This is a genomic window from Acidovorax sp. LjRoot117 (assembly GCF_964252695.1).
Classification (GTDB): domain Bacteria; phylum Pseudomonadota; class Gammaproteobacteria; order Burkholderiales; family Burkholderiaceae_C; genus Acidovorax.
This window is the reverse complement of record NZ_CAXUPO020000005.1, coordinates 67891-92230: the sequence shown is the minus strand read 5'-3', so window position 1 is coordinate 92230 and position 24340 is coordinate 67891. Positions and strand designations below refer to the sequence as shown.

Below are 24340 nucleotides of genomic sequence, written 5' to 3'. Positions count from 1 at the left end.
GGCGCGGGCCGCGTTCCAGCGTTGTGCTGTGGGGTGGCTGGCCGGTCAGGGCGGCACCACCGCCTGCGTACGCTCCTGCCGCACCAGGTACAGCCCGCTGCCGATGATGATGGCGCCGCCCAGCAGCGTGGAATAGCCCGGCACCGTCTGCCACAGCACCCAGTCCAGGCCCATGCCCCAGGCCAGGGCCGTGTATTCGAACGGCGCCACCACCGACGCCTGCCCGTGGCGGAAGGCCTCGGTGATCGCCAGTTGCCCCAGAAAGCCTGTGACGGCGAGGCCCGCCACCAGCGGCCAGTGCGCCCGGTCCACACCCACCCAGCCGGGCCAGGCCAGTGCGCCCGCGCCCAGGGCCAGGAGCGTGGTGGTCCAGAACACCAGGCTGGCGCTGGAGTCGGTGCGGGTCAGCACCCGCCCCGTGATGGCCGACACGGCGTACCCGCAGGCGGCGCCCAGCACTGCGAGTGCCCCCAGCGTGAAGAACGCATCCTGGCTGGGCCGCAGCGCCACCAGCACGCCGACCATGCCGAGCGCAATGGCCACCCAGTGCGCGGCGCGCACCTTCTCGCGCAGCACCACGGTCGACAGCGCGGTGATGAGCAGCGGCGCAATGAAGAACAGCGTGTAGGCCTCGGCCAGGCCCAGCTCCTTGAGCGCGTAGGCAAACAGCCCCAGCATCGAGATGTTGAGCACGCCGCGCAGCAGGTGCAGCGGCCAGCGCACCTTGAGCAGCCCGCGCACCTCGCCGCGCCACAGCACGTACAGGGCGACCAGCGGCAAGGCCGCCCAGCCGCGCAGCGCCGCCACCTGCATGGCGGGGTAGCTGGCCGACAGCGTCTTGAGCAGCGCGTCCATCAACGAAAAGCACCCCACCGCCAACACCATGGCGATGATGCCGCGCAGGTTGCCGGAGGCCTCGGCCTGCGCTGCGGTGGCGGCGTTGTCGGCGGCAGGGGCTTGCAGCGTGCCGGGTTCGCGGGCCTGGCTCATGGGCACAGCGCCCCGTGGCTGCTGGCGGCGCAGGGCGCTTCAGGCGCCCGAGAATCTCCGCGCACAGGGCGCGTGGAATGGGGCATCGCTGCCGTGTGGCTTTGGGGAAGTGCGCGCTGCGCTGGTTGGCGGTGCATGGGACTGCCGGCGGCATGCGGGTGCTGTCTGCGCATGCCGAAGGCCCGTGTGGAGGAGGGCCAAAAAGTGTAGCGCACGCGCGGGCCGCTGCAGCCGCCCGCGTGGCGGGTTCCGCGCGCTCAGTCGTCTTCGCGCCGGGGTTGTGTGGCGGTGCGCGCCATCCGGTCGTGCAGCATCGGCATGGCCCACAGCACCAGCAGCGCCAGCAGCGTGCTCAGCGCGGCCGTGGTCTCGCGGCCGAGGCCGGCCGCCACGCCGATGGCGGCGGTGAGCCAGATGCCCGCCGCCGTGGTCAGCCCCTTGACCTGGCTTTCGGCATCGCCCTTGAGGATGGTGCCGGCGCCCAGAAAGCCCACGCCCGCAATGATGCCCTGCAGCACCCGGCTGTTGTCGGCCGGCTCGATGCCCGCCTGCTGGGCCACCAGCACGAACAGCGCGGCGCCCATCGACACCAGCATGTGGGTGCGCACGCCGGCCGCCTTGCCCGCGTGTTCGCGTTCCCACCCGAGCAGGCCGCCCAGCACCCCGGCCATCGTCAGGCGCACGACGATGCGTGTGGCCTGGCCCACGTCGGTGACGTCCGAAAACTCGGACGCCACCGTGCTGGTGATTTCGTGCCAGATATCAGCCATGGGAGTGGTCCTTGGACGCGGCGATCAGAGCGGCGGGCGACTGCGTGCACGGGCACGGTGAACGCAGCGACGTCAGTGGACACGGTGGGCTGGCAAGAGCATGCATGGTGCAGGGTTGGGGTAGGTAGGGGTTAAGGATGAGGGCGCCGGCTGGGCCACCGTCCGCGCACTGTGCGCCTTGCCGCGGCAGCCGTCTACAGGCGACCGACCGCCCGGCGGGTAGGACACAGCCGACGCCGCCAGTCACGCAGGCCCGTGTTGAACAAAAAAATGGCAAAAATATGCCTCTACCGCTCGCCAGTAAAGCGCCAGAAGCTATTAAAAAAGGAGCGTTTCAATCACGCTCGGACACCGCGCGCATCAGGTCTTACATCCTTGTTCGCCAGGCTCGGGTCGCACCGCTTGCATGGCACCCTGCTGCGTGCCACGATGCGCGGTGGGCCCCCCACGCCGCCGTTTGCCCAGGCCGCCGCCCCTGGGGCCTGGCGCGGCCCGGTGAGGAGTTCACCATGACCCCGCAGCGCATCGTCCTGATCCAGGGACACCCCGACGCCAGCGCGCCCCATCTGTGCCATGCCCTGGCGCAGGCGTACGCCCAAGGCGCCACCGGTGCCGGCCACGCGGTGCGGGTGGTCGACGTCGCCGCCATCGACTTCGCCCTGCTGCGCAGCCAGCACGAATGGGAGCTGGGCTTGTTGCCGGCCCGGCTCAAGCCTGCGCAAGAAGACATTGGCTGGGCGCAGCACATCGTCCTTTTCTTTCCGCTGTGGCTGGGCGACATGCCGGCCTTGCTCAAGGGCTTTCTGGAGCAAGTGGCGCGGCCCGGCTTTGCTTTCACCACCGAGGGCAGCAACCCGTTCGGCCGCAAGGGGCTGACCGGCCGCAGCGCGCGCGTGGTCGTGACCATGGGCATGCCGGCGCTGGTGTACCGCTGGTACTTCCGGGCGCACAGCGTGAAGTCGCTGGAGCGCAACATCCTGGGCTTTGTGGGCATCGCCCCCGTGCACGAAACCCTGGTGGGCAGCGTGGAGCAACTGGGCGACGGCGGTGTGGCCAAGTGGAAGGCGCGCATGCACGCGCTGGGTGCCAAGGCTGCGTAGGGCCATCGCCTAGGGCCGGGCTGCTCCCGGCAGGTCTTTTGAAAGGTCTTCCGGAAGCTCGTCGCAGCGCTGCCAGGGCAGCGCCGCCAGCAGGCGCTCCCAGTCGGCCGTGGGGGCTGCGCGCACGGCATTCCCGTTGTGATTGCCGTTGCCGTTGCCTTTGCCCCCATCGTCCACTGCGACGGGGCTGCCGGGCAGGGCCGTCGGCCACTGCAGTCCGCTGTCGAAGGTCATGTGCTCCCCGCTCACCGGGTGCGGCACCGTGAGCTGCCACGCATGCAGCCACAGCCGCTGCTGGCCCAGGCGCTCGGCCCACCAGCGGTTGATGGGACCCTTGCCATGGGTCGCATCGCCGATGATGGGGTGCGCCAGGTGCTTGAGGTGGCGGCGGATCTGGTGGCGCCGGCCTGTGGTCGGTATGGCCTCGACCAGCGATGCGCGCGTGCTGGCAAAGCGGGCGTCGCTGGCCTCGGGCAGCGTGAGCTGTGCCAGGCGCTGAAAGCGCGTGTGCGCCTCCTGCACCGCGGCATCGGCCGGTGCGTCGTCGGGCTTGAGCGCGTGGTCCACCTCGATGGCACCCGGCGCCCAGCCGCGCACCAGCGCCAGGTAGCGCTTGTGCGTGGCCTGATGCTCGAAAGCCTGTGACAGCGCGCGCGCCGCATCGCTGTGCAGCGCCATCACCAGCACGCCGCAGGTGCCCTTGTCCAGCCGGTGCACGGGGAACACGTGCTGGCCCAGTTGGTCCCGCAGGGTCTGCATCACAAAGCGCGTCTCGCCCGCGTCCAGCCCCGTGCGGTGCACCAGCCAGCCAGCGGGCTTGTAGACGGCCACCAGGTGCTCGTCGCGCCAGAGGATGTGCAGGGGAGGGTGCATGAAAGAGGCCGGGCCGGTGGCGCAGGCCGAATGAGGGAAGGCGCGCATTGTGCAGCACGCCGGGCGTACCTACACTGCGGCGATCAAGTTCATGCAAAGGATTGCTGCGTATGTCGGCCGGAGACTGGAAAGACATGTATGCCGCCGCCCTGGCAGGCGACCTGGCGCTGGTGCGCCACCACATCGGCGCGGGCGTGAACCCCAACTACCAGCACCCAGAGATCCTGTGCACCCCGCTGGTGGCGGCCCTCATCCACGGGCACGATGCCATCGCGCACTACCTGCTCGACCACGGCGCAGACCCGCAGCTGCGCTCGGAGTTCGACGGCATGACGCCGCTGCAGGCGGCCCGGCGCCATGGGCGCGCAGAGTTCGTCACGCTGCTGCGCGAGCGCGGTGCGCGGGAGGTCAAGACCCCCTTCTGGTGGCGCTGGCTGCCTTTGTAGAAGCCCCCTGAGTCGTATGCGGTGCAGACGATTCAGATGATCCAGACAATTCAGACGCCAGCCGCTTCCTTCGCGCGCATCTTGGCGGCGATGTATTCGCCGTGCGTCACATGCAGCAGGCCAGCGACCTTGCTGATGGTGTGCATCTCGTTCTCGTCCAGGCGCGCGTCGGCGTACGCCACCTGCCACATGGCTTCGACCAGTTGCACCTTCTGCGGCTGCGTGAAGTGGTCGTTCAGGCTGCCGGTGAAGCGCTGGTAGTCGTAGGCGCTGCGGGAGGTGTCGACGGCCAGCTCCAGCAGGCGGTCCAGCTCATCGCCCGCCAGGTCGAACTTGCCGCGCAGGGCGGTGACCATGGCCGTGCGTTCGGCCGGGTCCATGGCCGCATCGAACCGCACCACCTCCACCAGCAGCACGGCGGCGGCCAGTTGCACGGCGTGGGCCTGGTCTTGCGCCGTGGCGGTGTGGGCCGGTTGCATCAGGCTGTCGAGCAGGTCTTTGAGTGTCTGGAACATGGGGTGTGCTTTCTGTGGAGCCGGGGCGTGCATGTACGCATGGATGGAGGCCGCAGGGCCGCGCTTGGTTCCCTGGCTGGCGATGCAGTGCTCGCCGCCTGCCACCGCCCCGGCGACAATCGGGGGCCATGACGAAGAAAACCATACTCCCCCTGCAACTGCTGGTTGCGCCCGACAAGAACGACCCGGCCCCGCTGATCCTGTACCACGGGCGCAACTGCCCCGATGGCTTTGGCGCGGCGCTGGCCGCATGGCTGTACTACGGCGACCGTGCCGAATATGTGGGGCTGGACCACGGCGATATCAACACCGTGGACGACCTGCCGCCGGTGCAGGGCCGGGCGGTCTACATCCTCGACTTCTCGTTCGCCGCCGAGGTGATGACCGCCATCGACGAACGCGCGGCCAAGCTCGTGATGCTGGACCACCACAAGAGCGCGGCCGAAAAGCTCACCGGCTTTGCCTGCCGCTGCGGCGTGGTGCACTTCGACATGAGCAAGTCGGGCGCGCGCCTGGCGTGGGAGTTCTTTCACCCGCACGAGCCCGTGCCCGCGCTGCTGCAGTATGTGGAAGACCGCGACATCTGGAAGTGGGAGTTCCCGGAAAGCGGGGCCTTCCTGTCGGCGCTCGACATGGAAGAGCAGGGCTTTGCGCGCTGGCAGCAGATCGCAGCCTTCAGGCCCGACGAGCTCACGCAGTTCATGGCCCGCGGCGCGGCCATGGACGAGAAGTACCGCAAGCTGTGCGCGAGCATCGCCGAAGGCGCGCAGCCGCTGGTGTTCAACGGCATCACTGGCCTGATGGTGAACGCGCCCGGCATGTTCCACAGCCTGGTGGGCGACATCCTCTCCGCCAAGACCGGCACCTTCGCGCTGATGTGGAGCGCGGGTGAGAAGGGTGTGAAGGTGGGCCTGCGTGCACAGCGCAACTTCGACTGCATTGCGCTCGCCGAAAGCATGGGCGGCGGCGGCCACGCGCAGGCGTGTGGTTTCAAGATGAAGATCGAACGCCTGCCCGAACTGCTGACGGGCACCTTCAACGCCTGACCCGGCCACCCTTGGGGCCCAGCAGGCCGCTACCGTTCGATAGGTAAGCGCTGGCAGCTATCGAAAATATAGCAATCGATAGCGGCTACACCAACCGCAGGTCCACGCCCCGCGTGCCCGGGAACACCCGCCCCACGGCCGCAGCGTTGAGCCCGTACATCCGCGCGAACAGTCCGCCCAGCACCGCGCGGTAGTCGTTGAGCACCGGGTAGTCGCGGTTCTGGAACAGCGTGGTGGCCGACAGCGCCTGCTGCTCGCCCGCAATGCGCCCGCCGCCGACGCCGCCGCCCAGCACCCAGAAGACGGTGCCGTGGCCGTGGTCGGTGCCGCGGTTGCCGTTTTCGCGGAAGGTGCGGCCGAACTCGCTGACCACCACGACCACGGTGTTCTTCCAGGCCGCGGTGCCCATCTCGTCGGCAAAGCCCGCCAGGCCGCGGCCCAGTTCTTCGAGGCGGTTGGCCAGCGCGCCCGTGGCGTTGCCCTGGCCCACGTGCGTGTCCCACCCGCCCACGTCGACAAAGCCCAGGTGGTAGCGCGTCTGCATCAGCCGCGCCATGCGGCGCGCCGTGCCTTCAAAGCCCTTGGTGCTGAGCGCATTGCGGCTGGCGGCATCCATCTCGCCCTGCATGCTGCGGGCCACCTCGCCCTGTGTGGCAAAGCCCTCGGCCACGGGCCGGGCCAGGCTGGTGCTGCGGTACATCATGTCGATGAGCCCGGCCTGCCGCTCGTCCACGCCGGGCTTGCCGGCCGCGGCGGCCAGCGCCGTGTTGGGGACATCGACCGTGCCGCGCAGCACCAAGGGGAGGGTGCTGGTGAAGGCCATCGGCGATGCGTCTTGCTGCCTGGCGCCCAGCTCGGCCGCCAGGCGGTTGAGGAAGCCCGACCCATAGTCGCGCCGCCCCGCCAGGGGCTGACCCAGCTCGATGCTGTCCTGCGTGTCGAAGTGGCTGCGCGACAGGTCTTCGGTGCCGGCAAACGGGACGAAGGCCAGCTCGCGCCGCTGGTACAGCGGCAGCATCGACTGCGCCAGCACCGGGTGCAGGCCCCAGTCGCTGGTCAGCTCCAGCGCGCCGCCCTCCTGCCCGGGGCGGGCGATGGCGATGTTGGGGCGGCTCTCGTAATAGAAGCTGCTGCTGGTGGGCACCAGCAGGTTCGCGCAGTCGTACCCGCCGCGCAGGAACACGAGCAGCAGGCGCGCGTCGCCTGCGCGCGGGGCAGCGGACACCTGGGCGGAAGCGGTGGCAATGCCCAGGGCGCCGGCGCCCAGAGCCTGGAGATAGTGTCGTCTCAGCATGTGATCTCCTTGAATGACGTCGGCGCATGGCATGCACTGTTGCGCTTGAAATTCGCACTCCCGAAGCGAGGGCAGCCGTGCAAGGGCCGCCCCGCCGCACTGGCTGCGTCCCCCTTCCCGAACCGCGCAGCGGGTCGAGAGAAGGGGCTGAAGGCCGCGGCTCCAAGCCTGCCTGCGCAGGCTTGGACGTGCCTGAAGAGCGACAGCCTCCGGCGGACGCACCGAGGCGCGAAGCGACTCAGGGGGATGTACTCCATCTCTAGCCGTGCATGAATTCGGGAGATGAAAGGAACAAAAGGTTCCATTCCCGCGGCGAATTTGCCTGCACCAAAGCGGCGCGTGTGGCAGGCGCCAGCGTGGCGTCGATCTGGCGCAGGTAGGGCGTTTGCGACAGGGCCGGCGGCGGTGTGCGCTGGCCCGGCGCTCCCGCGTTGGCGACGGCGCCGGCACCCAGCGCGCGGGCTGCCTCGAAGCGCGTGCTCATCTGGCCCGAGCCCGACCAGGTGGCGGCGTCGAGCGGGTACCCGTCGGGCGTGGCACGGCCGTACAGGGGCTCGGCCAGGCGCTGCAGCCAGCCCAGCAGGGGCTCGGTGGTGGCCAGCACCGGCTGGTCGCCGTGCACCAGCCGGGCACCGGCCAGCACGTACTGCACCGGGTCGCGAAAGCGCTGGCCCAGCGAGGCCTGGAACTCGCCCGCCTGGAACAGCGCGGCCAACACCGCGGCGATGTCGCCGTCGGTGCGCTCGAAGGTGCGGGCCAGGGTGTCGAGCAGGGCGGGCGAGGGCGCGTCGCCCACCAGGTAGACGGCCATCTTGCGCGTGATGAAGCGGGCCGTGGCGCTGTGGCGGGCCAGCCGATCCAGTGCCTCGTCCAGCTCTGCCAGGCCCTGGGCGCGCAGGGGCTGGCCGAGCAGGGTCTTGGCGTCCCAGTCGTGGCGCGCGGGGTTGAACTCGAACAAACCCTGGCGAACGTAGTGGGCGCGCAGCGCCGGCTTCATGCGCGGTGGCTCGTCGTCCAGCGGGCGCATGCTGACCCCCACGCCCGTGAGCACGCGCGCCAGCTCCTGCACGTCTTGCTGGCTGTAGCCGCCGCCCACGCCCAGGGTGTGCAGCTCCATCAGCTCGCGGGCGTAGTTCTCGTTGATGCGGCCTGCGGCGTTCTGCACGTTGTCCAGGTAGTACAGCATGGCCGGGTGGCGCGTGGTGGCGCCCAGCAGGTCGCGAAAGCGGCCCAGCGCATGCGGGCGCACGGCGCGCTCTTCGTAGTCGCCCACGGCGGCCCGCAGGTTGGCCTTGCCGGCAAAGATGTTGAAGTGGTTCATCCAGAACCAGGTCATCTTCTCGCGCAACTGGGCGGGCGAGTACAGCGCGCGCAGCACGAAGCGCTGGCTGGCCTCGCGCTGCAGGTTGCGCATGTCTTTTTGCCAGGCCTCCAGCGCGGTCTTGCGTTCGTCTTCGGTAGGCAGTGCGCGCGCTTCGCGCTGGCGCTCCTGCATCTGCAGGGCCAGCGTTTCGAACGGGGTGCGGGTGATGGCCATGGCGTCGATCTGCGACTGGGCGTCGGCGGGCAGCGGCGCGTCGGCGGGGGCCCGCAGCTGGCTGGCCAGCCAGGCCTGCATGCCCTGTGGCGCCATGGCCTGCGCGCCCTGCGCGGTACTGCCCCAGGTGATGCGGTCCAGCAACCGCGCGCGCACGGCATCGTCGGCCGCGTCGGCCGGTGCTGCGGGCACGGCGGCCCAGGTGGGCAGGGCCGGCAAAGCACTGGCCGATGCGCCCAGCGCTGCGAGTGCCAGCCACTGGCGGCGGTTGATGGGCGGGGTGGTGCTCAACAAAGGGGGTGGGTCGTGGCGCATGGTGCGGGTATCCTGCAAGCCCATCGATGCCAGGGCTGGAGCGCCATGCTGCGCTTGCCGCGCAGCCAAGGCAAGGCCCCGCAGCGGGTTTTACCCACGCGATACAAACGCGCCGAAGGTTGTGAGCAGCTGTAGCGGCCGGCCATGTCGAGCCGGCACTGCGCGGCCCGCGGGAGCTACCGTGCCTGCGCGGCTTCCTCGAACTTGTCCACCTTGCGCAGCGGCTTGAACACCGTGGCCCAGGTCGCCACCACGCCCAGCGTGCACAGGCCCCCCACGATGGCGGCAGGCACTGCGCCCAGCCACGCCGCACTGGTGCCCGCGCGGAACTCGCCCAGTTCGTTGGACGAGCCGATGAACAGCATGTTCACCGCGTTCACCCGCCCGCGCATGGTGTCTGGGGTCGAGAACTGCACCAGCGCGCCGCGGATGTAGACGCTGACCATGTCGGCCGCACCCGCCACCAGCAGCGCCGCGAACGACAGCCAGAACACCGTGGACAGCGCAAACACCAGGTTGGCCGCGCCGAACACCGCCACGGCGATGAACATGGTGCGCCCCACATGGCGGTTGAAGGGGCGCATGCTCAGGTACAGCCCCGCGCTCACCTCGCCCACGGCCATGGCGCTGCGCAGCGCCCCCAGGCCCGTGGGGCCCACGTGCAGGACCTCGTGGGCGTAGATGGGCAGCAGAGCGATCACGCCGCCCAGCAGCACGGCAAACAGATCGAGCGAGATGGTGCCCAGGATGATGGGCCGCGTGCGGATGAAGGTGATGCCCGCGCCAAAGCGCTCGAACATGGTGCCCTGCGTGGGGCCGGGCGCGGTGGCGTGCGCCACCACCACGCGCAGAAGCAGCACCACGCCGAGCGCAAAACACACGCAGCACACGGCGTACGTCAGCTCACCGCCGCCCAGCGCAAACAGCAGCCCGCCCAGCAGCGGCCCGCCGATGCTGGCCACGCGCATGAGCATGCTGTTGGCTGCAATGGCCTGCGCGAGCTGGGCCCGGGGCACGATCTGCGGCAGCAGGCTTTGCATGGCCGGGCCCGAGAAGGCGCGCGAGCAGCCGTACAGCACCAGCACCGCGTAGATGCCCGCCACCCCGCTGGCCCCGTGGCCCGACAGCCACCACAGCAGCGCGCTGCACACGCCGCCCACCGACCAGCTGATGGCCAGGATGCGCTTGCGCTCGAACCGGTCGATCAGGTCGCCCGCCGGCAGCAGCAGGCACAACATGGGCAGGAACTGCGCCAGGCCCACATAGGCCAGCGCCAGCGGCTCGCGCGTCAGGTCGTACACCTGCCAGGCCACCACCACCGCCTGCACCTGCGTGGCCACCACGGCCACCACCCGGGCGATCAGAAACGAGATGAAGCCGGAATGGCGGTAGACGCTGGCCGTCTCGGCATCGGGTGCCGCAAGGGTGGGTTGGGGGGCTGTCATGAAATGGCGAAAGGCAGGCAGGGCGGCCGGCCGCAGAGCGTGCCGCAGGGGCCGGGGGAAAGACCCTTCGATGCTACCGGCTTAGCCGCGCGTTTGCCGGGCGGCGAGGTAAAGACCCGCAGAAACCGGCCGACGCCAGCCATCAACGCTGCAGGCGTCGCAGCCACCTTCAATGCCGGCTGCGGCGGTGCCGGTAGTCCCACGGTGCCAGCGGGCGTGGCTGCGACCACAGGCCCGTGCTGCTGCTGCGCGCCTGCCGCTGCAGGGGCGCCAGGTGCGGGTGTGCGCTGGCATACGGCGTGTACACCCAGGCCAAGCCCGCACGCACCTGGGCCGTGGCCACGTCGGTGCCGCCGCAGCGCACGTTGGCCACCGTGCGCCCGTAGCTGTCCTCATCCACCGGCTGCAGCGCGGCGCGCTGCTTGAAGCACAGCCGCGCCAGGTTTTGCCGCGACTTCTGGCCGAACGCCTGGCGCGACTCCGGCGCGTCGATGGCGGCCACGCGCACCTTGACCTGCTGGTAGGCCCCGGGCGTGCCGCAGCGGGCCGTGAGTGTGTCGCCGTCGCTGATGGCGACGACCAGGCAGAGCAGGGTGGCAAGGGGCACGGTGGGGGTGGGGCAGGTTCGAGCGCTGGCGACACAGCGCAGCGCTTGGGATTCAGGGGTGATTCACGCTCCACCGCAGGATGGGTCAGCGCGATTAGCTATCAATAGTATAGCTGCTGGACGTCTCGGACATGCCGTGTCCTGCCGTAACAAAGGCGTGCAAGGCGCACCTTGCTTGCTGGGGACGCTACGGCTGACCGTTTTTTAGGCAACGCGTCGCGCGTCAGTGCTGGTGCGGGTTCCGGGGCTTGTCCCCGGATTTATCCACAGCTTGTTGCACATCCGACGGGTATAACTCGCCATGGCCCTCCAGGCGCGTGAGTAAGTGGCGCGCACGCTTTTTTGGCAAAGGGCCGCAAGCTATCTTTTCAGGAGCGTTGGGGCCGCCCCCGTGGGCCGACGGTGCAAATTGATACGTTCAGTCGCCTTTTCCTGACGGCTGCGTGGCTCCGCTGGCGGCATAGTGCAGTGCAGCATCCTGCGTGCGCCGCAGTCCGGAGTTTCTAGAATCCATGGAACCCGGTGTGGCACGCGCCGTCAGAGCAAGCGGGGCGGGCCGCCCTGCTGCGGGCCCCTGCCAGCGCCATACGGAATTGGTGAGAACGACATGACACAGACCCAGATCCAGACACACAACCAGGACCACCTGTTGCCCAGCCTTGCATGCCAACCGACGCCGTCGCTGACGGCCTCTCCCCTCGACACGGGCCGTTGGCGGCCCGCCGTGCGCAGCGCTGCCGCCGCCGTCTTGGCGGGCGGGGCGCTGCTGCTGGCCGGCTGCGTGGGCACCAACGTGAAGACCTTCGGCGTGCAGGAAAGCTTTGGCTCGGTGAGCACCTACTCGCGCATGTTCGACGCCACGCCCGCCCAGACCTGCGAGGCGTCGCGCCGGGCGCTGCTGAGCCAGGGCTACATCATCTCGTCGAGCAGTGCAGATTTGGTGGAAGGCAAGAAGAGCTTCCAGCCCGAGGCCGAATCGCATTTGCAGATGGTCGTGCGTGTGGTCTGCGTGCCCGAGGCCAGCGACGGGAAGGTGAGCCTGGGCTTCGTCACCGCGCTGCAGGACACCTATGCGCTGCGCAAGACCAACAACTCCGCCAGCCTGGGCGTGGGCGCCATCGGTTCGGTGTCGCTGCCGCTCTCGGCCAGCAGCGAATCGATGGTCAAGGTGGGCAGCGAGACGATCTCCAAGGACACGTTCTACGAAAGCTTCTTCGACCTGGTCAAGCGCTACCTCATCATCGACCAGGCACAGGCGCTGGGCGGCTGAACACACTGCGATGGTGCTGTGCCACCCGCGCCAGCCTTGACGGCGTGCGCTGCGTTCTCAGACTGCCTGCGCGCGCCAGCGCTCCACATGGCCCCACCCTTGCGGCCACGCGCCCAGGCCGCTGTCGGCATTGATGTGGCCTGCAGCGCCCAGCACCACATGCTCGGCCTTCCAGTCGGCCGCACGCTGCACTGAAAAGGCGGGCGTGGAATAGGGGTCGTCGGTGCTGCTGATGAGCGTCAACCGCCGCATCGGCAGCAGGGCGCCCGGCAGCGGCGCAAAGCCTTGCGCATCAGCCGGAAAGTTCGGCCCCAGCGGGTCGGGCACAGCCACCAGCAGCATGGCGTGCACGGGCCTGGTGCTCAAGGCCGCCCACTGCACTGCCACCAGGCAGCCCAGGCTGTGCGCCACCAGGATGGGCGGTTCGCTCGCGCGGGCCACGGCAGCGTCCAGCGCCTGCACCCAGTCGCTGCACACCGGGTGGTCCCAGTCGGACTGCTGCACGCGCGAGACGCCGGCATGCTGCGCTTGCCACAATGATTGCCAGTGAAGGGGACCGGAGTTGTGGATGCCGGGCATGAGCAGGACAGGGCGCATGGCGTGATGCTTCTTGAAGTGTTGAAAGACCGCCTACGATAGGCAACGCGCGCGTCCCCCACCAGGGGACATCATCGAAAAGCGTGCCTCCAAACCTTGAACTCATCGCCTGCTGGCAAAGGACCTTGCACGTGGAACTGGACAAGAAAGACCGGCAGATCCTCATGGCGCTGCAGCGCGATGCGCGGCAAAGTTTGTCGGCGCTGGGCAAGCAGATCGGCCTGTCGCAGCCCGCGATGAGCGAGCGCGTGAAGAAGCTCGAAGACGCGGGCGTGATCGCCGGCTACGCGGCCCGCATCGACCTGGCGGCAGTGGGCCTGGGCCTGCAGGCCGTGGTGCGGGTGCGCACCACGCACGAACACATCCAGCGCTACGTGCAGCTGTTCCAGTCCATGCCCGAGGTGCTGGACGCCGTGCGCGTCACGGGCGAAGACTGCTTCGTGGTGCGCTGCGCCTTCGGCCAGCCCGCGGACCTGGAGCGCGTGGTGGACGCACTGGCTGCGCACGGCAGCGTGTCCACGTCGCTGGTGCTGTCGCACCCGGTGAGCAAAACGGTGGCGCTGGACTGAGCGTCGTTGGAGTCAAAAAGGCTGCTACCGCTTGCTGATAAAGCGCTACCAGCTATACAAAGCATAGCAATGGGCAGCACGCGCATCAGGGCAGCTGCACCGCGTAGCGCAGCTCCGCAAAGAGGCCGCCCAGCGTGGCCACCGACTGCAGGCGCAACGCCCCCGGCTGCGTGATCCGCCGCGGCAGCAGCGGCGCGCCCGCGCCCAGCGTGACCGGTGCGACCTGCACGATCAACTCGTCCAGCAGCCCCGCACCGATGGCGTGTTTCAGCGTCCATTCGCAGGTGTGCGACCCCATGGCGAGCGCGCCCACATCGCGGATGAAGGCGGGGTAGCTGGAGCCTTCGATCTCGCCGAACTGCAGCAGCCAGGACAGGTCGTGGTCGGGCGTGGCGATGAATCCGTCCAGGCTGCACGCGCCGTAGAACTGCGTCGTCATGACGTTCCTTCGTGTCTAGGTGAGCCCGGCACTCCAGGGACCCTCTGCACGAATCATCGCGCCGTGTGCATCTACGGTCTCGGGCGGCCTGCGGCGTTGCAAATACTCGCAATAGCTACGGCTATGGCTGCGTTTTGCGCCTTGCACTCCATCCCGATCCGCAGTGCGCGCTTGGCAGCTCGATGCGTGCAGAGGATCCCTAGGGCGGGCTGGCAGCAATGAAGTGCGATCCATGCAGTGCCGGCCCTGAAGGGCAGCGGGGTGGCAGGCGAAACGCAGCGCCGCAGGGCTCGCGCGGGCACGCGGATAAGCGCCATCGGGTGGGTCATCAATGGTTCAAAAAAAATTGTATTGAGACAATTGATGGTCGTATTTGACAATAAAAACCGAAGAATCGAGACTGCATGCACCGCCACACGGAGCCCCTGCAGCCATGAAACGCCTGACCGAGTACACGACTTTTGCCGACGCCCAGAGCCACTTCGCGGCCGAGCGCCTGTGGGATCTTTTTGACGGGGACCGCAGCGCTTTCAACATCGCCCACGAGTGCGTGGACCGCCACGCCGGCCAGGGCCGCGATGCGGTGATCGTCTGCCGCGCGGACGGTGTGGACGAGACCATCACCTTCGACGAACTCTCGCAGGACTCCGCCCGATTCGCGCATTACCTGGAAGGCCGCGGCGTGCAGCGCGGCGACCGCGTGGCGATCATGCTGGAGCCCTCGCGGGCCTTCTACACGGCCATGTTCGGCGTGATCAAGCGGGGTGCCATCGCCGTGCCGCTGTTCACCCTGTTCGGGCCCGACGGCGTGCGGTTGCGGGTAGGAGACTGCAAGCCCAGCCTGCTCATCACCAACGAAGAAAAGCGCGAGGTCGTCGCGGGCCTGGGCACCACGGCGTTCGAAGTGTTCGACGGCGCCCTGTGGCAACAACTGCAGGCGCTGCCGGCCACCTACACCAGCACATCGCAGGCCGACGACCTGGCCGTGTTCCAGTACACGTCCGGCACCACGCGGGAGCTGCCCGAGGCCGTGAAGCACACGCACAAGGCGCTGGTCACGCTGATGGTGGCCGCGCTCTACGGCACGGGGCTGCGGCCTGGCGACCGGTTCATGTGCCCGTCGTCACCTGCCTGGGGGCACGGCTTGTGGCACGGCACGCTGGCGCCGCTGGCGCTGGGCCTGACCATTGGCAGCTACAGCGGCCGCTTCAGCGCCGAGCGCTTGCTGCAGGCGCTGTCGGTGCATCGCTTCACCAACATGTCGGCCGCGGCCACGCACTACCGCATGATGAAGAACAGCGGCAAGGCGGGCGACCATGCCTACCACTTCGACAAGCTCTCGTTCACTGGCGAGCCCATCGACGACGACACGGCCGACTTCGTGCAGCAGCGTTTCGGGCTCGAGGTCTGCAGCATGTATGGCACAACCGAGATCGGCGTCGTGCTGGCCAGCTACCCGGGTGCAACGGACTTTCCGGTCAAGCGCGGGTCCCTGGGCAAGGCCGTGCCCGGCACGCGTGTCGAGGTGCACGACGCCAACGGCACGGTGTGCCCGCCCGGCACCACAGGCCAGCTCATGGTGCTGCGGCGCGGCCAGTGGATACCGACCAAGGACCTGGGCCGCACCGACGCGGACGGCTATTTCTTTCACGGCGGGCGTGCCGACGACGTGATCATCTCCGCCGGCTGGACCATGAGCGCCGTGGAGATCGAGAACGTGATCCTCATGCACGAGGACGTGCTCGAAGCGGCGGTGATCGGCGTGCCCGACGCACTGCGCGGCCAGGTGGTCAAGGCGTTCGTCGTGTCGCACCGCGCGCGCAGCGACGGCTTCGTCGAAGAGCTGCAGGGCCTCGTCAAGACCAAGCTCAGCCAGCACGAGTACCCGCGCCACATCGCTTTCGTGGCGGAGCTGCCCAAAACCCCTGCGGGCAAGGTGCACCGCAAGGTGCTGCGCGAGCGCGAGGCCGCCGCCGCCGTGGCCTGAGCGGCTGCCCCGCTTCCCCTCTGTGCTTTCACCTTTCTTCGCCCTTCCTTTTTCGCTTTCCGTTGCTTCCCCGTTTTCGCCCATCCACAACCCAAGGAGACTTCACCATGTCCACCGCCACCACGCCGCAGCGCAGCTTTCCCAAGATCACCGACAGCGGCCTTGACGAACTGCGCGAACGCATCGGTACCAAGATCGGCCAGACGGCCGAACCCTGGTGCTACGAGGCCACGCGCGACAACATCCGCCACTATGCGCACGGCATCGGCGACGACAACCCGCTGTGGTGCGACCCCGACTACGCGGCCAAGAGCCACTACGGCGGCATCGTGGCGCTGCCCAGCTTCTTGTTCGCCACCAGCCGCATCGTGTCGGGCTATGTGGGCGGGCTGCCGGGCGTGCACGCCATGTGGTCGGGTGCGGACTGGACCTGGCACAAGCCCGTGCGCCGCAACGACGTGATATCCACCGAAGCATCCCTCAAGGACCTGATCGAGCACCAGACCCGCTTTGCCGGCCGCGCCATCCAGCAGATCTACCACGTGGACTTCTTCAACCAGGACGGCGACAAGGTGGCCGAGGCCGACAGCTGGTGCTTTCGCACCGAACGCGACCATGCGCGCGAGCAGGGCAGCAAGTACCAGAATGTTCGCGAACGCGGCCCGCGCCAGTACACCGACGAGGAGCTGGGCGAGGCCTACAAGCTCTACCGCAACGAGGAAGTGCGCGGCGCCACCCCCCGCTACTGGGACGACGTGAGCGTGGGCGACGAGTTGCCCACCATGTTCAAGGGCCCGATGACCGTGACGGGCTTCATCGCCTACGCGCAGGGCTGGGGCGGCCTGTACATCCGCGCCAACAAGCTGGCCTGGAAGCTGATCGATGCGCACCCGGGCGTGGGCATCAAGAACCGCTTCGGCATTCCGGACGTGCCAGAGCGCGTGCACTGGGAAGAAGACTTCGCGCTCGAAGTGGGCGCGCCCGGCGCGTACGACTACGGCCCGGAGCGCACATCGTGGCTCACCCACCACCTGACCAACTGGATGGGCGACGCGGGCTTCCTGCACAAGGCCAGCTGCAAGATCCGCCGCCACAACCCCGAGGGCGACATGCTGTTCATCAAGGGCAAGGTCACGCGCAAGTTCGAGGAGGGCGGCAAGCACCTGGTCGAGATCACGCAGGAGGCGCACAACCAGGACGGCGAGCTCTCGGTGCTCGGCAGCGGCGTGGTGGTGTTGCCACGGCGCGGGTAGCCGCAGCATGACAAGCGTCAGCGCCCCGGCGCTGCACGGCCTGCGCGTGGTGGACCTGACCCGTGTGCTCGCCGGCCCGTTGTGCACCCAGATGCTCGCCGACAACGGCGCCCAGGTGGTCAAGATCGAGCCGCCCGGCGGCGACGAGACGCGCCACCTGGGCCCGCCCTACGACGACAGCGGCCACTCGGCCTACTTTGCCGCGCTCAACCGCGGCAAGAAGGCCATCAGCCTGGACCTGAGCCAGCCCGCCGCGCAAGAGGTGCTGCACCGCCTGCTGCAGGATGCCGATGTGCTGGTGGAGAACTTTCTGCCCGGCACCATGGAGAAGTGGGGCCTGGGCTACGAAGCGGCGCTGGCCGCGCGCTACCCGCGCCTCATCTACTGCGCCATCTCGGGCTTTGGCCGTGACGGCCCGCTGGGCGGCCTGCCAGGCTACGACGCGGTGCTGCAGGCGCAGTGCGGTTTGATGAGCATCAACGGCGAGTCGGCCACGGGCGCCACGCGCATGGGCATTCCCATCGTGGACCACCTCACGGGCTATGTGGCGCTCACGGGCATTTTGATGGCCGTGTGCAGCCGGCAGCAGAGCGGCGCGGGGCAGCGGGTGGAAGCCACGCTGTACGACACCGCGCTGAGCCTGCTGCTGCCCCACGCCTCGAACTGGTTCGCGTCGCGCAAGGCGCCGGGGCTGCTGGGCAGCGCGCACCCCAACATCGCCCCGTACGACAAGTTCAGGGCGCGGGATGGGCATGTGTTCATCGGCATCCTCAACGATGGGCAGTTTCGCCGGTTCAGCCAGCACATCGGGCGCCCCGGCCTGCCGGACGATGCGCGGTTCCACGCCAACGCAGACCGCATCGCGCACCGCCAGGCGCTCAAGGACATCATCGAGTCCGCGATTGCCGCGCACGACTGCGAGCCGCTGTGCGAGGCGCTGATGCGCGTGGGCGTGCCCGCCGGGGTGGTCAACGACGTGCCCCAGGCGCTGGCCCAGGCGCACTGCGCGCACCGGCAGATGGTCATCCGCCAGGGCACGTTCACGGCGCTGCGCGGCCCGGCGCGGCTGTACGGTACCCCGGCTGTGCCCGGTGCGCCGCCACCGGTTTTCAGCCAACATGCCGACGAGGTGCTGGCCGATCTCGGTTTCAATGAAGCCCAAAGGGGAGAGATGTACCGCCGCGGCGACGCCCGCGCTCCCTCTGCCTGACGGGCAGATCACAAAAAAATACAGGAGACAAGCATGCGAACCATCGCTGCCATCATGACGGCTGCCAGTGTGGTGTGGACGTTCGGAACTGCCCATGCGCAGGCCCCCGCGCCCGGCTACCCCACCAAGCCCATTCGGATCATCGTGGCCTATGCCGCCGGGCAGGGCACGGACGTGGCCACGCGCTTCCTGGGGGAGCAGTTGGGCCGGGAGCTGGGCCAGCCCATCGTCGTCGAGAACAAGGCGGGTGCGGGTGGCAACCTGGGCACCGAGCTCACGGCCCAGGCCGTGCCCGACGGCTACACGCTGACCATGGGTACCAATGCCACGCACGTGCTCAACCAGTTCCTGTACGCCCGGCTGGCGTTCGACCCCGAGAAGGACTTCGAGCCCATCGCCATGGTGGGCACCTTCCCGATGGTGGTGGCGGTGGGCGCGGGCGCTCCCCATCACTCGGTGGCGGATCTGCTGGAGTCCGTGAAGCGCGCGCCCCGCTCGGCCGACATCGCCATGCCCAGCACCTCGGCGCGACTGGTGGTCGAGTTCTTGAAGGAGCGCTCTGCAGTGCCCTTGTTCGGCGTACCGTACAAAGGCTCGGGCAATGCGGTGACGGATGTGCTGGGCGGCCAGTTGCCGGCCGTCATCGATACGCCCCTGGCGCTGCGGCCCCACATCGCCGCAGGCAAGCTGCGCGCCCTGGGGGTGACGTCGGCCACGGCCAGCAGCCTGGTGCCGGGCGTCAAGCCGGTGGCCGAGCAAGGCTACGCGGGGTTCGAGTTCATCGCCTGGAACGCGCTGTATGCCCCCAAGGGCACGCCTGCGGCAGTGACAGGCGCCCTGAACGCCGCCGTCAACAGGGTGCTGGCCCGGCCCGAGGTGCGCCAGCGCCTGCTGGAGCTGGGCTTCGAGCCCGCCGGGGGCACGGCGGCGTCGCTGCATGATTTTGCGAAGCGGGAGCGCCAGCGCTGGGCGCCGATCATCAAGGCAGCGGGGATCCGGGCGGATTGAGGTTGCCGCTCGTGGTGGGCATCGCTCCGATCCGTTCGGGCTGAGCCTGTCGAAGCCTTGGCACCTTCGTGGCAGCCCTTCGACAAGCTGGTGGGGTGAACGGTGGGGATCGCCAGGACGATGGAACGCCCGTGGATTCAGGGTCCCCCTGATGCTTTCAACACCCCCACCCGTTCGGGCTGAGCTTGTCGAAGCCTGGGCACGTCTCGTGACTGCCCTTCGACACGCTCAGGGCAAACGGTGAGATGGCGGAAAGGCGGTAAGGCGGTGTGCAGCGCCCCTCAGCCCGCGCCGCCCACCAGGCGCGACAGATCCGCAGCCTCGCGCTGCATCACCTGGGCCAGTTGCTGCACCACGGCGGCGCCCATCTGGCTGCTCAGGCCCACCACCACCAGCGTGTGCACCAGCCGGCCGCCGGGCGCGAACACCGGCACGGCCACCACGGTGATGCCGGCCATGAAGTTGTCGCGGTCCAGGCTCCAGCCGCGCGAGCGGGTCAGCTCGACCTCTTTCTTCCAGGTGGTGTAGGTCGGGGCCTGGTCCCAGACCACGCGGGCGAATTTTTCCTTGAGCGCTGGCCAGGTCTCGCCGCTGTAGGCCGCGATCAGCCGCCCGGTGGCGCTGACCAGTGTCTCGAACTGGCTGCCCACGTCGGTGTGCACCCGAAACGGCTGGCTGGAGCGTGACAGCGCCAGCACCATCACCGTCTGCCGTGCGGTGATCTCCACGCCCATGGCCGTCACGCCGAATTGCGCAGCCAGGCGGTCGAGCACGGGCTGCACCAGCTGCGTGAAGCCGCCGCCCTCCAGCACGCTGCGGGCCAGGCTGATCATGCCGGTGCCCAGGGCGTAGCGCTTGGTGGCCGGGTCGAGCGTGACCAGGTCTTCCGACACCAGCACCCGCAGGATGTGCAGGCAGGTGCTGGGCACCAGGTCGAGCTCCTGCGCCACGGTCTTGAGCGTGAGCGGCTGCTTGTGCTCGCCCAGCAGCCGCAGGATGGCGATGGAGCGCGTGACGGCCGGGACGGGCCGCACGCGCACACCCTTGGCGGGCGGGGTTGCGGCGGGCGGCAAGGCGGACTGGGAGCGGGTGGCCATGGGGGAGTTCGTGAGCTTCGACCCGGCGAGGGTAAACCCATTTGCGCCCCGGCTTGCCGCACCGCCCGTCGCGCCGTCCGCAGGTGCGTCGGCAGGGCCAGGGTGCAGCGGGGCGCCGAACAGGGCCATCAGGCTGTGGGGGGCGGGAATGTCCATGGCGTGCTCCTGGGTCGGGGTTACAGCGGGCTGGCAGACGAAGAGCCGCAGAGGGGCTGCAGGCCACCGCGATCCGCGGCAGGTTGGGTTACTTCAAGGGTGACGCCCCAGCCGTGGCACGGTCAGGGGCTTCACTTCAACGGCTTTACGTCAACGGCTTTGCTTCGGCGCCATCACTTCAACGCCTTCATGAGGGCGTGGGCGGTGAGCACCAGGCTTTCGCCCGCGCGCAGTTCGCCGCGCATGAAGACCAGGCTGCCGGTGCGCTGCAGCACGGCCGCGCGCGCCTCGACGAACTGGCCCGGCCACACAGGGCTTACAAAGTGCGAGTCGAGCTGCAGCGTGACGCAGGCGGTGCGGTCGCACGCCTCCCACGCCACGGTGCTCAGCGTGTGGTCCATCAGGGTCAGCAAGGCGCCGCCATGGGCCGACCCTGCGGGGTTGGAGTGCTGCGGCCCCACGGCCAAGCCGTAGGCCCAGCCGTGCTCTTCACGCAGGGCCCACAGCGGCCCGGCATGCTGGATGAAGCCTGTCAGGCTGCGCGCCTTCCAGCCGGGGCCTGGGGGTGAAGGGGTATCAGGCAATGCGACTCCTCTCGCCTGGTGGCTTGGCAGGCGGCTTGGACGCAATTGTATGATTGAAATGTGATTGTATTAGTACAATAGGCGATGCTGTGCTGTTGCTTTACGAGCCTTCGGGTCGGCGATGGTGGGCAACGTTTTGCGCCCCGTGCAAGCCGTGGCTGGGCCGGGCCGCGGTGACTTTCCCGCGCGGGCCCGGTGCCTCAGTCGGCCCAGGTGCCGGGTTCCAGCCCTTGCAGCGAGTACGGCCCGATGGCTGCGCGGATCAGCCGCAGCGTGGGGTAGCCCACGGCGGCCGTCATGCGCCGCACCTGGCGGTTGCGGCCTTCGCGGATGACGAGTTCGATCCACGCGGTGGGGATGGCCTTGCGCTCGCGGATGGGCGGGTTGCGCGGCCAGACCGTGGGGGCCGGGTCCAGCAGGCGCGCGCGGGCGGGCAGGGTGGGGCCGTCGTTCAGCACCACGCCGCTGCACAGCGTGGCGAGCGCGGCGGCATCGGGGATGCCCTCCACCTGCACCCAGTAGGTCTTTTCCATCTTGAAGCGCGGGTCGGCGATGCGGGCCTGCAGCGGGCCGTCGTTGGTGAGCAGCAGCAGCCCCTCGCTGTCGGCGTCCAGCCGGCCCGCCACGTAGACGCCGGGCAGGTCGATGTAGTCCTTGAGGCCCTGCCACTTGCCCTCGGCCGTGAACTGGCTCAGCACGCCATAGGGTTTGTTGAAGCGGATGAGGCGCGAGGTCATGCGGTGGTGGGATCTTGAATAAAAAAAGGCGTCTACCGCGCAGTGAGCAAGTGCGGGCAGCTATCAAATTGATAGTGATTGCGGTGCACGTCGATATGGAATCCGCCGATGTGCAGTTAAGCAGGCACGAACAGCGCCGGGTCCACCATCGCGCGGTTGAGCATCACGCCCCAGTGCAGGTGCGGCCCGGTCACGCGGCCTGTGGCGCCTACCTTGCAGAATGCCTCGCCGGTTTTCACGATATCGCCGACGCGCACGTCCATGCTGCTCAGGTGGGCGTACACCGTCAGCAGGCCCTGGCCGTGGTCGAGCCAGACGCTGCCGCCGCTGAAGAAGTAGTCGCCCACGTCGATCACCCGGCCCGGCAGAGGCGCCACGATGGGCGTGCCCGTGCCTGCCGCGATGTCCATGCCGCTGTGCGGATTGCGCGATTGGCCGTTGAACACGCGCCGCAGCCCGAACGAGCTGGACCGCCGCCCCGGCACCGGCACGCGCATGCGCAGCGATGCCAGCGCCTGGCCCGCAGGCTGTTCGGTGAAGGCGGCCACGACCACGGCCTGGTGGTCGCGCTCGCGCTCGTAGCGGGCCTGGTCTTCGGGCGACAGGTCCACCTTGCCGGGCGCGACCTTGAGCTGCTGCTCCTTGTACTGCTTGGGCGCAATGCGGTACGGCACCTGGCGCGCGCTGCCTTCGCGTTGTTTGCCGCCCGCGGGCTGCACGGTGATGAAGGCATCGCCCGGCTCTGCGGCCAGCGGTATGCCCACCACGGCCGTCCACTCGATGGCATCGCCCAGCACCAGTACCGGCACATCCACATCGCCCTGGCGCACATGCGCCACCGGCCGCGTGGCCGCCGGGCCCAGCGACAGCCGCGCCACACCGCCGGGCACTGGCAGTGCGTGGGGCCACACGGCAGGCGCGGGCGGCAGGGGCTTGGCATGCAGCCAGCCGGTGGCTGGCAGGGCCAGCAGGCCGCCTGCGCCGATCAAGGCGCTGCGGCGGGTCAGTGCGGGCAGGGGGCGGGGCGTGAGGAGGCTGTGGGTCTGGGGCACGGTGGGCAATGAAGGCGTTGAGTGGGTCGGTGGTGGGGCTAGCACGCGCAGGGCGTGCACCGGCGATTGTGCCGCCGCGCCGCTGCGGTGTCGGCCTACATCGTCCGGCACGGCCCCCCGCCACAATCTGTTGCATGCCCCACGCTGGCCCCCGCCGCTTCTCCACCCCCCTCATCGTCTTCCTGACCGCACTGGTCACCGGCGCTGCCGTGCTGTTGGCCCTGAACTTCACCGCCGGTGAAAAGAAGGTGCAGCACGAGTTGCCCCGGCTTTACAGCACCGCCAGCCCGCAGTTCGAGCGCGCCCTGGGCAGCCTGCTGGGCCCCGGCATCGTCGGCGGCAACGAGGTGACCGAGCTGCTCAACGGCGACCAGATCTTTCCGCCCATGCTGGCAGCCATCAAGGCCGCGCAAAAGAGCGTCACCTTCGAAACCTACATCTACTGGTCGGGCGACATCGGCAAGCAGTTTGCCGACGCGCTGAGCGAGCGTGCCCAGGCCGGCGTGCAGGTGCATGTGCTGCTGGACTGGGTGGGCAGCGCCAAGATGGAAGACAGCTACCTGGCCGAGATGGAGCAGGCGGGCGTGCAGATCAAGAAGTTCCACGAGCCGCACTGGTACAACCTGGCGCGCCTGAACAACCGCACCCACCGCAAGCTGCTGGTGGTGGACGGGCAGGTGGGCTTTACCGGTGGCGTGGGCATCGCGCCCGAATGGACCGGCAATGCGCAAAACCCCGACCACTGGCGCGATTCGCACTACCTGGTGCGCGGCCCGGCGGTGGCGCAGATGCAGGCCACGTTCCTCGACAACTGGCTCAAGGTCACGGGCAAGGTGCTGCATGGCGATGCGTACTTTCCGGCCATCGCGCCGGTGGGTACGCAAAAGGCGCAGATGTTCTCCAGCTCGCCGTCGAGCGGCAGCGAGAGCATGCAGCTCATGTACCACCTGGCCATCACCGCGGCCGAGCGCAGCATCGACCTGTCGGTGGCGTACTTCGTGCCCGACGAGCTCACGCAAAACCTGCTGATGGACGCCTTGAAACGCGGCGTGCGCGTGCGCCTGGTCACCCCCGGCGAACACACCGATACCGAAACCGTGAAGGCCGCATCCCGCGCCACCTGGGGCGACCTGCTGCAGGCCGGCGCCGAGATCTACGAGTACCGCCCCACCATGTACCACTGCAAGGTGATGATCGTGGACCAGCTGCTGGTGTCGGTGGGCTCCACCAACTTCGACAACCGGTCGTTTCGCCTGAACGACGAGGCGAACCTGAACGTCTACGACGCGAAGTTCGCGCAGCGGCAGACGCTCGTGTTCGAAGACGACATCAAGCGGTCTCGCCGCGTGACGCACGCAGACTGGCTGGAGCGGCCGCTGCGCGAGAAGCTGCACGAGAAGATGACGGGGCTGCTGCGCTCGCAGTTGTAAGGGATGCGTCGGC

General features: G+C 68.7%; 24 protein-coding genes. 10 read left to right on the top strand and 14 right to left on the bottom strand.

All coding sequences use genetic code 11. The annotated features are described in order from the left end of the window. Positions 1-45: 45 nt before the first annotated feature. Both ACSQ3D_RS15580 and ACSQ3D_RS15575 read right to left on the bottom strand, forming a co-directional pair. Positions 46-990 (bottom strand): DMT family transporter, encoded by a 945-nt coding sequence (locus ACSQ3D_RS15580; RefSeq protein ID WP_436127521.1) that lies wholly within the window; start codon positions 988-990, stop codon positions 46-48. 257 nt (positions 991-1247) lie between these two features. Next, positions 1248-1760: an MgtC/SapB family protein gene (locus tag ACSQ3D_RS15575; protein WP_436127520.1), complete on the bottom strand. Its 513-nt coding sequence runs from the start codon at positions 1758-1760 to the stop codon at positions 1248-1250. 509 nt (positions 1761-2269) lie between these two features. On the opposite strand from ACSQ3D_RS15575, the gene ACSQ3D_RS15570 reads away from it, so the two are divergent. Further along, entirely contained in the window at positions 2270-2860 is a 591-nt protein-coding gene (locus ACSQ3D_RS15570; RefSeq protein WP_436127519.1) for an NAD(P)H-dependent oxidoreductase, read from the top strand. Between the two features lie 9 nt (positions 2861-2869). Here ACSQ3D_RS15570 and ACSQ3D_RS15565 read toward each other — a convergent pair whose 3' ends face one another. Further along, positions 2870-3733: a pseudouridine synthase gene (locus ACSQ3D_RS15565; protein ID WP_436127518.1), complete on the bottom strand. Its 864-nt coding sequence runs from the start codon at positions 3731-3733 to the stop codon at positions 2870-2872. 110 nt (positions 3734-3843) lie between these two features. On the opposite strand from ACSQ3D_RS15565, the gene ACSQ3D_RS15560 reads away from it, so the two are divergent. Next, positions 3844-4179, top strand: a complete 336-nt coding sequence (locus tag ACSQ3D_RS15560) for an ankyrin repeat domain-containing protein (RefSeq protein ID WP_436127517.1) — start codon at positions 3844-3846, stop codon at positions 4177-4179. 50 nt (positions 4180-4229) lie between these two features. Here the strand turns inward: ACSQ3D_RS15560 and ACSQ3D_RS15555 are convergent, their stop codons facing one another. After that, on the bottom strand, positions 4230-4694 hold the full coding sequence (locus ACSQ3D_RS15555) for a TerB family tellurite resistance protein (protein WP_436127516.1): 465 nt from the start codon (positions 4692-4694) through the stop codon (positions 4230-4232). A gap of 128 nt (positions 4695-4822) precedes the next feature. Between ACSQ3D_RS15555 and ACSQ3D_RS15550 the strand changes: the two genes are divergently transcribed. After that, the gene (locus ACSQ3D_RS15550; protein WP_436127515.1) at positions 4823-5740 is read left to right on the top strand and encodes a DHH family phosphoesterase; all 918 of its coding nucleotides are present in this window, start codon (positions 4823-4825) and stop codon (positions 5738-5740) included. An 85-nt stretch (positions 5741-5825) separates the two neighbouring features. Here the strand turns inward: ACSQ3D_RS15550 and ACSQ3D_RS15545 are convergent, their stop codons facing one another. The 4 genes from ACSQ3D_RS15545 to ACSQ3D_RS15530 all read right to left on the bottom strand — a co-directional run bounded on the left by ACSQ3D_RS15545 (position 5826) and on the right by ACSQ3D_RS15530 (position 10938). Then, the gene (locus ACSQ3D_RS15545) at positions 5826-7034 is read right to left on the bottom strand and encodes a DUF1501 domain-containing protein (RefSeq protein WP_396504002.1); all 1209 of its coding nucleotides are present in this window, start codon (positions 7032-7034) and stop codon (positions 5826-5828) included. A 259-nt stretch (positions 7035-7293) separates the two neighbouring features. Next, positions 7294-8886: a DUF1800 domain-containing protein gene (locus ACSQ3D_RS15540; protein WP_436127514.1), complete on the bottom strand. Its 1593-nt coding sequence runs from the start codon at positions 8884-8886 to the stop codon at positions 7294-7296. 176 nt (positions 8887-9062) lie between these two features. After that, positions 9063-10331, bottom strand: coding sequence for an MFS transporter (locus tag ACSQ3D_RS15535; RefSeq protein ID WP_436127513.1), 1269 nt, complete (start codon positions 10329-10331; stop codon positions 9063-9065). Between the two features lie 169 nt (positions 10332-10500). Next, positions 10501-10938 (bottom strand): thermonuclease family protein, encoded by a 438-nt coding sequence (locus ACSQ3D_RS15530; protein WP_056170053.1) that lies wholly within the window; start codon positions 10936-10938, stop codon positions 10501-10503. A gap of 607 nt (positions 10939-11545) precedes the next feature. Here ACSQ3D_RS15530 and ACSQ3D_RS15525 point away from each other — a divergent pair. Beyond that, positions 11546-12208 (top strand): DUF2242 domain-containing protein, encoded by a 663-nt coding sequence (locus ACSQ3D_RS15525; RefSeq protein ID WP_082486026.1) that lies wholly within the window; start codon positions 11546-11548, stop codon positions 12206-12208. Positions 12209-12265: 57 nt separating this feature from the next. On the opposite strand, the gene ACSQ3D_RS15520 is transcribed toward ACSQ3D_RS15525, so the two are convergent. Next, complete coding sequence (locus tag ACSQ3D_RS15520) at positions 12266-12805, bottom strand: RBBP9/YdeN family alpha/beta hydrolase (RefSeq protein ID WP_436127512.1); 540 nt, start codon at positions 12803-12805, stop codon at positions 12266-12268. Positions 12806-12936: 131 nt separating this feature from the next. On the opposite strand from ACSQ3D_RS15520, the gene ACSQ3D_RS15515 reads away from it, so the two are divergent. Next, positions 12937-13374: an Lrp/AsnC family transcriptional regulator gene (locus tag ACSQ3D_RS15515; protein WP_056423167.1), complete on the top strand. Its 438-nt coding sequence runs from the start codon at positions 12937-12939 to the stop codon at positions 13372-13374. A gap of 85 nt (positions 13375-13459) precedes the next feature. Here ACSQ3D_RS15515 and ACSQ3D_RS15510 read toward each other — a convergent pair whose 3' ends face one another. Continuing rightward, the gene (locus ACSQ3D_RS15510) at positions 13460-13813 is read right to left on the bottom strand and encodes a dihydrofolate reductase family protein (protein ID WP_436127511.1); all 354 of its coding nucleotides are present in this window, start codon (positions 13811-13813) and stop codon (positions 13460-13462) included. Between the two features lie 433 nt (positions 13814-14246). Here ACSQ3D_RS15510 and ACSQ3D_RS15505 point away from each other — a divergent pair, with 433 nt between their 5' ends. The 4 genes from ACSQ3D_RS15505 (at position 14247) to ACSQ3D_RS15490 (ending at position 19271) form a co-directional block, all read left to right on the top strand. Continuing rightward, the gene (locus ACSQ3D_RS15505) at positions 14247-15800 is read left to right on the top strand and encodes an acyl-CoA synthetase (protein ID WP_436127510.1); all 1554 of its coding nucleotides are present in this window, start codon (positions 14247-14249) and stop codon (positions 15798-15800) included. Between the two features lie 107 nt (positions 15801-15907). Next, positions 15908-17053, top strand: a complete 1146-nt coding sequence (locus ACSQ3D_RS15500; protein WP_436127509.1) for an FAS1-like dehydratase domain-containing protein — start codon at positions 15908-15910, stop codon at positions 17051-17053. 7 nt (positions 17054-17060) lie between these two features. Next, positions 17061-18263: a CaiB/BaiF CoA transferase family protein gene (locus ACSQ3D_RS15495; RefSeq protein ID WP_396504009.1), complete on the top strand. Its 1203-nt coding sequence runs from the start codon at positions 17061-17063 to the stop codon at positions 18261-18263. A 33-nt stretch (positions 18264-18296) separates the two neighbouring features. Beyond that, positions 18297-19271, top strand: coding sequence for a Bug family tripartite tricarboxylate transporter substrate binding protein (locus ACSQ3D_RS15490; protein WP_436127508.1), 975 nt, complete (start codon positions 18297-18299; stop codon positions 19269-19271). Positions 19272-19552: 281 nt separating this feature from the next. Here ACSQ3D_RS15490 and ACSQ3D_RS15485 read toward each other — a convergent pair whose 3' ends face one another. From ACSQ3D_RS15485 to ACSQ3D_RS15470, 4 genes are all read right to left on the bottom strand, one after another. After that, positions 19553-20524, bottom strand: a complete 972-nt coding sequence (locus tag ACSQ3D_RS15485; RefSeq protein WP_396504010.1) for an IclR family transcriptional regulator — start codon at positions 20522-20524, stop codon at positions 19553-19555. A 173-nt stretch (positions 20525-20697) separates the two neighbouring features. Beyond that, positions 20698-21108, bottom strand: a complete 411-nt coding sequence (locus tag ACSQ3D_RS15480) for a PaaI family thioesterase (RefSeq protein WP_436127507.1) — start codon at positions 21106-21108, stop codon at positions 20698-20700. 200 nt (positions 21109-21308) lie between these two features. Further along, positions 21309-21845, bottom strand: coding sequence for a pseudouridine synthase (locus tag ACSQ3D_RS15475; RefSeq protein ID WP_436127506.1), 537 nt, complete (start codon positions 21843-21845; stop codon positions 21309-21311). A gap of 116 nt (positions 21846-21961) precedes the next feature. Continuing rightward, positions 21962-22897 (bottom strand): peptidoglycan DD-metalloendopeptidase family protein, encoded by a 936-nt coding sequence (locus ACSQ3D_RS15470; protein WP_396504013.1) that lies wholly within the window; start codon positions 22895-22897, stop codon positions 21962-21964. Positions 22898-23031: 134 nt separating this feature from the next. Between ACSQ3D_RS15470 and ACSQ3D_RS15465 the strand changes: the two genes are divergently transcribed. Then, a complete protein-coding gene (locus tag ACSQ3D_RS15465) occupies positions 23032-24327 on the top strand; it encodes a phospholipase D-like domain-containing protein (protein ID WP_056418903.1) in 1296 nt (431 codons plus the stop codon). Positions 24328-24340 lie beyond the last annotated feature (13 nt).

Excerpts from the sequence above, each read along its gene's own strand:
- ACSQ3D_RS15465 (WP_056418903.1), top strand. The coding sequence starts at position 23,032 with ATGCCCCACGCTGGCCCCCGCCGCTTCTCCACCCCCCTCATCGTCTTC.
- ACSQ3D_RS15535 (WP_436127513.1), bottom strand. The coding sequence starts at position 10,331 with ATGACAGCCCCCCAACCCACCCTTGCGGCACCCGATGCCGAGACGGCC.
- ACSQ3D_RS15490 (WP_436127508.1), top strand. The coding sequence starts at position 18,297 with ATGCGAACCATCGCTGCCATCATGACGGCTGCCAGTGTGGTGTGGACG.
- ACSQ3D_RS15575 (WP_436127520.1), bottom strand. The coding sequence starts at position 1,760 with ATGGCTGATATCTGGCACGAAATCACCAGCACGGTGGCGTCCGAGTTT.
- ACSQ3D_RS15475 (WP_436127506.1), bottom strand. The coding sequence starts at position 21,845 with ATGACCTCGCGCCTCATCCGCTTCAACAAACCCTATGGCGTGCTGAGC.
- ACSQ3D_RS15540 (WP_436127514.1), bottom strand. The coding sequence starts at position 8,886 with ATGCGCCACGACCCACCCCCTTTGTTGAGCACCACCCCGCCCATCAAC.
- ACSQ3D_RS15555 (WP_436127516.1), bottom strand. The coding sequence starts at position 4,694 with ATGTTCCAGACACTCAAAGACCTGCTCGACAGCCTGATGCAACCGGCC.
- ACSQ3D_RS15485 (WP_396504010.1), bottom strand. The coding sequence starts at position 20,524 with ATGGACATTCCCGCCCCCCACAGCCTGATGGCCCTGTTCGGCGCCCCG.
- ACSQ3D_RS15550 (WP_436127515.1), top strand. The coding sequence starts at position 4,823 with ATGACGAAGAAAACCATACTCCCCCTGCAACTGCTGGTTGCGCCCGAC.
- ACSQ3D_RS15505 (WP_436127510.1), top strand. The coding sequence starts at position 14,247 with ATGAAACGCCTGACCGAGTACACGACTTTTGCCGACGCCCAGAGCCAC.
- ACSQ3D_RS15580 (WP_436127521.1), bottom strand. The coding sequence starts at position 990 with ATGAGCCAGGCCCGCGAACCCGGCACGCTGCAAGCCCCTGCCGCCGAC.
- ACSQ3D_RS15560 (WP_436127517.1), top strand. The coding sequence starts at position 3,844 with ATGTCGGCCGGAGACTGGAAAGACATGTATGCCGCCGCCCTGGCAGGC.
- ACSQ3D_RS15495 (WP_396504009.1), top strand. The coding sequence starts at position 17,061 with ATGACAAGCGTCAGCGCCCCGGCGCTGCACGGCCTGCGCGTGGTGGAC.
- ACSQ3D_RS15565 (WP_436127518.1), bottom strand. The coding sequence starts at position 3,733 with ATGCACCCTCCCCTGCACATCCTCTGGCGCGACGAGCACCTGGTGGCC.
- ACSQ3D_RS15545 (WP_396504002.1), bottom strand. The coding sequence starts at position 7,034 with ATGCTGAGACGACACTATCTCCAGGCTCTGGGCGCCGGCGCCCTGGGC.
- ACSQ3D_RS15500 (WP_436127509.1), top strand. The coding sequence starts at position 15,908 with ATGTCCACCGCCACCACGCCGCAGCGCAGCTTTCCCAAGATCACCGAC.
- ACSQ3D_RS15510 (WP_436127511.1), bottom strand. The coding sequence starts at position 13,813 with ATGACGACGCAGTTCTACGGCGCGTGCAGCCTGGACGGATTCATCGCC.
- ACSQ3D_RS15520 (WP_436127512.1), bottom strand. The coding sequence starts at position 12,805 with ATGCGCCCTGTCCTGCTCATGCCCGGCATCCACAACTCCGGTCCCCTT.
- ACSQ3D_RS15525 (WP_082486026.1), top strand. The coding sequence starts at position 11,546 with ATGACACAGACCCAGATCCAGACACACAACCAGGACCACCTGTTGCCC.
- ACSQ3D_RS15570 (WP_436127519.1), top strand. The coding sequence starts at position 2,270 with ATGACCCCGCAGCGCATCGTCCTGATCCAGGGACACCCCGACGCCAGC.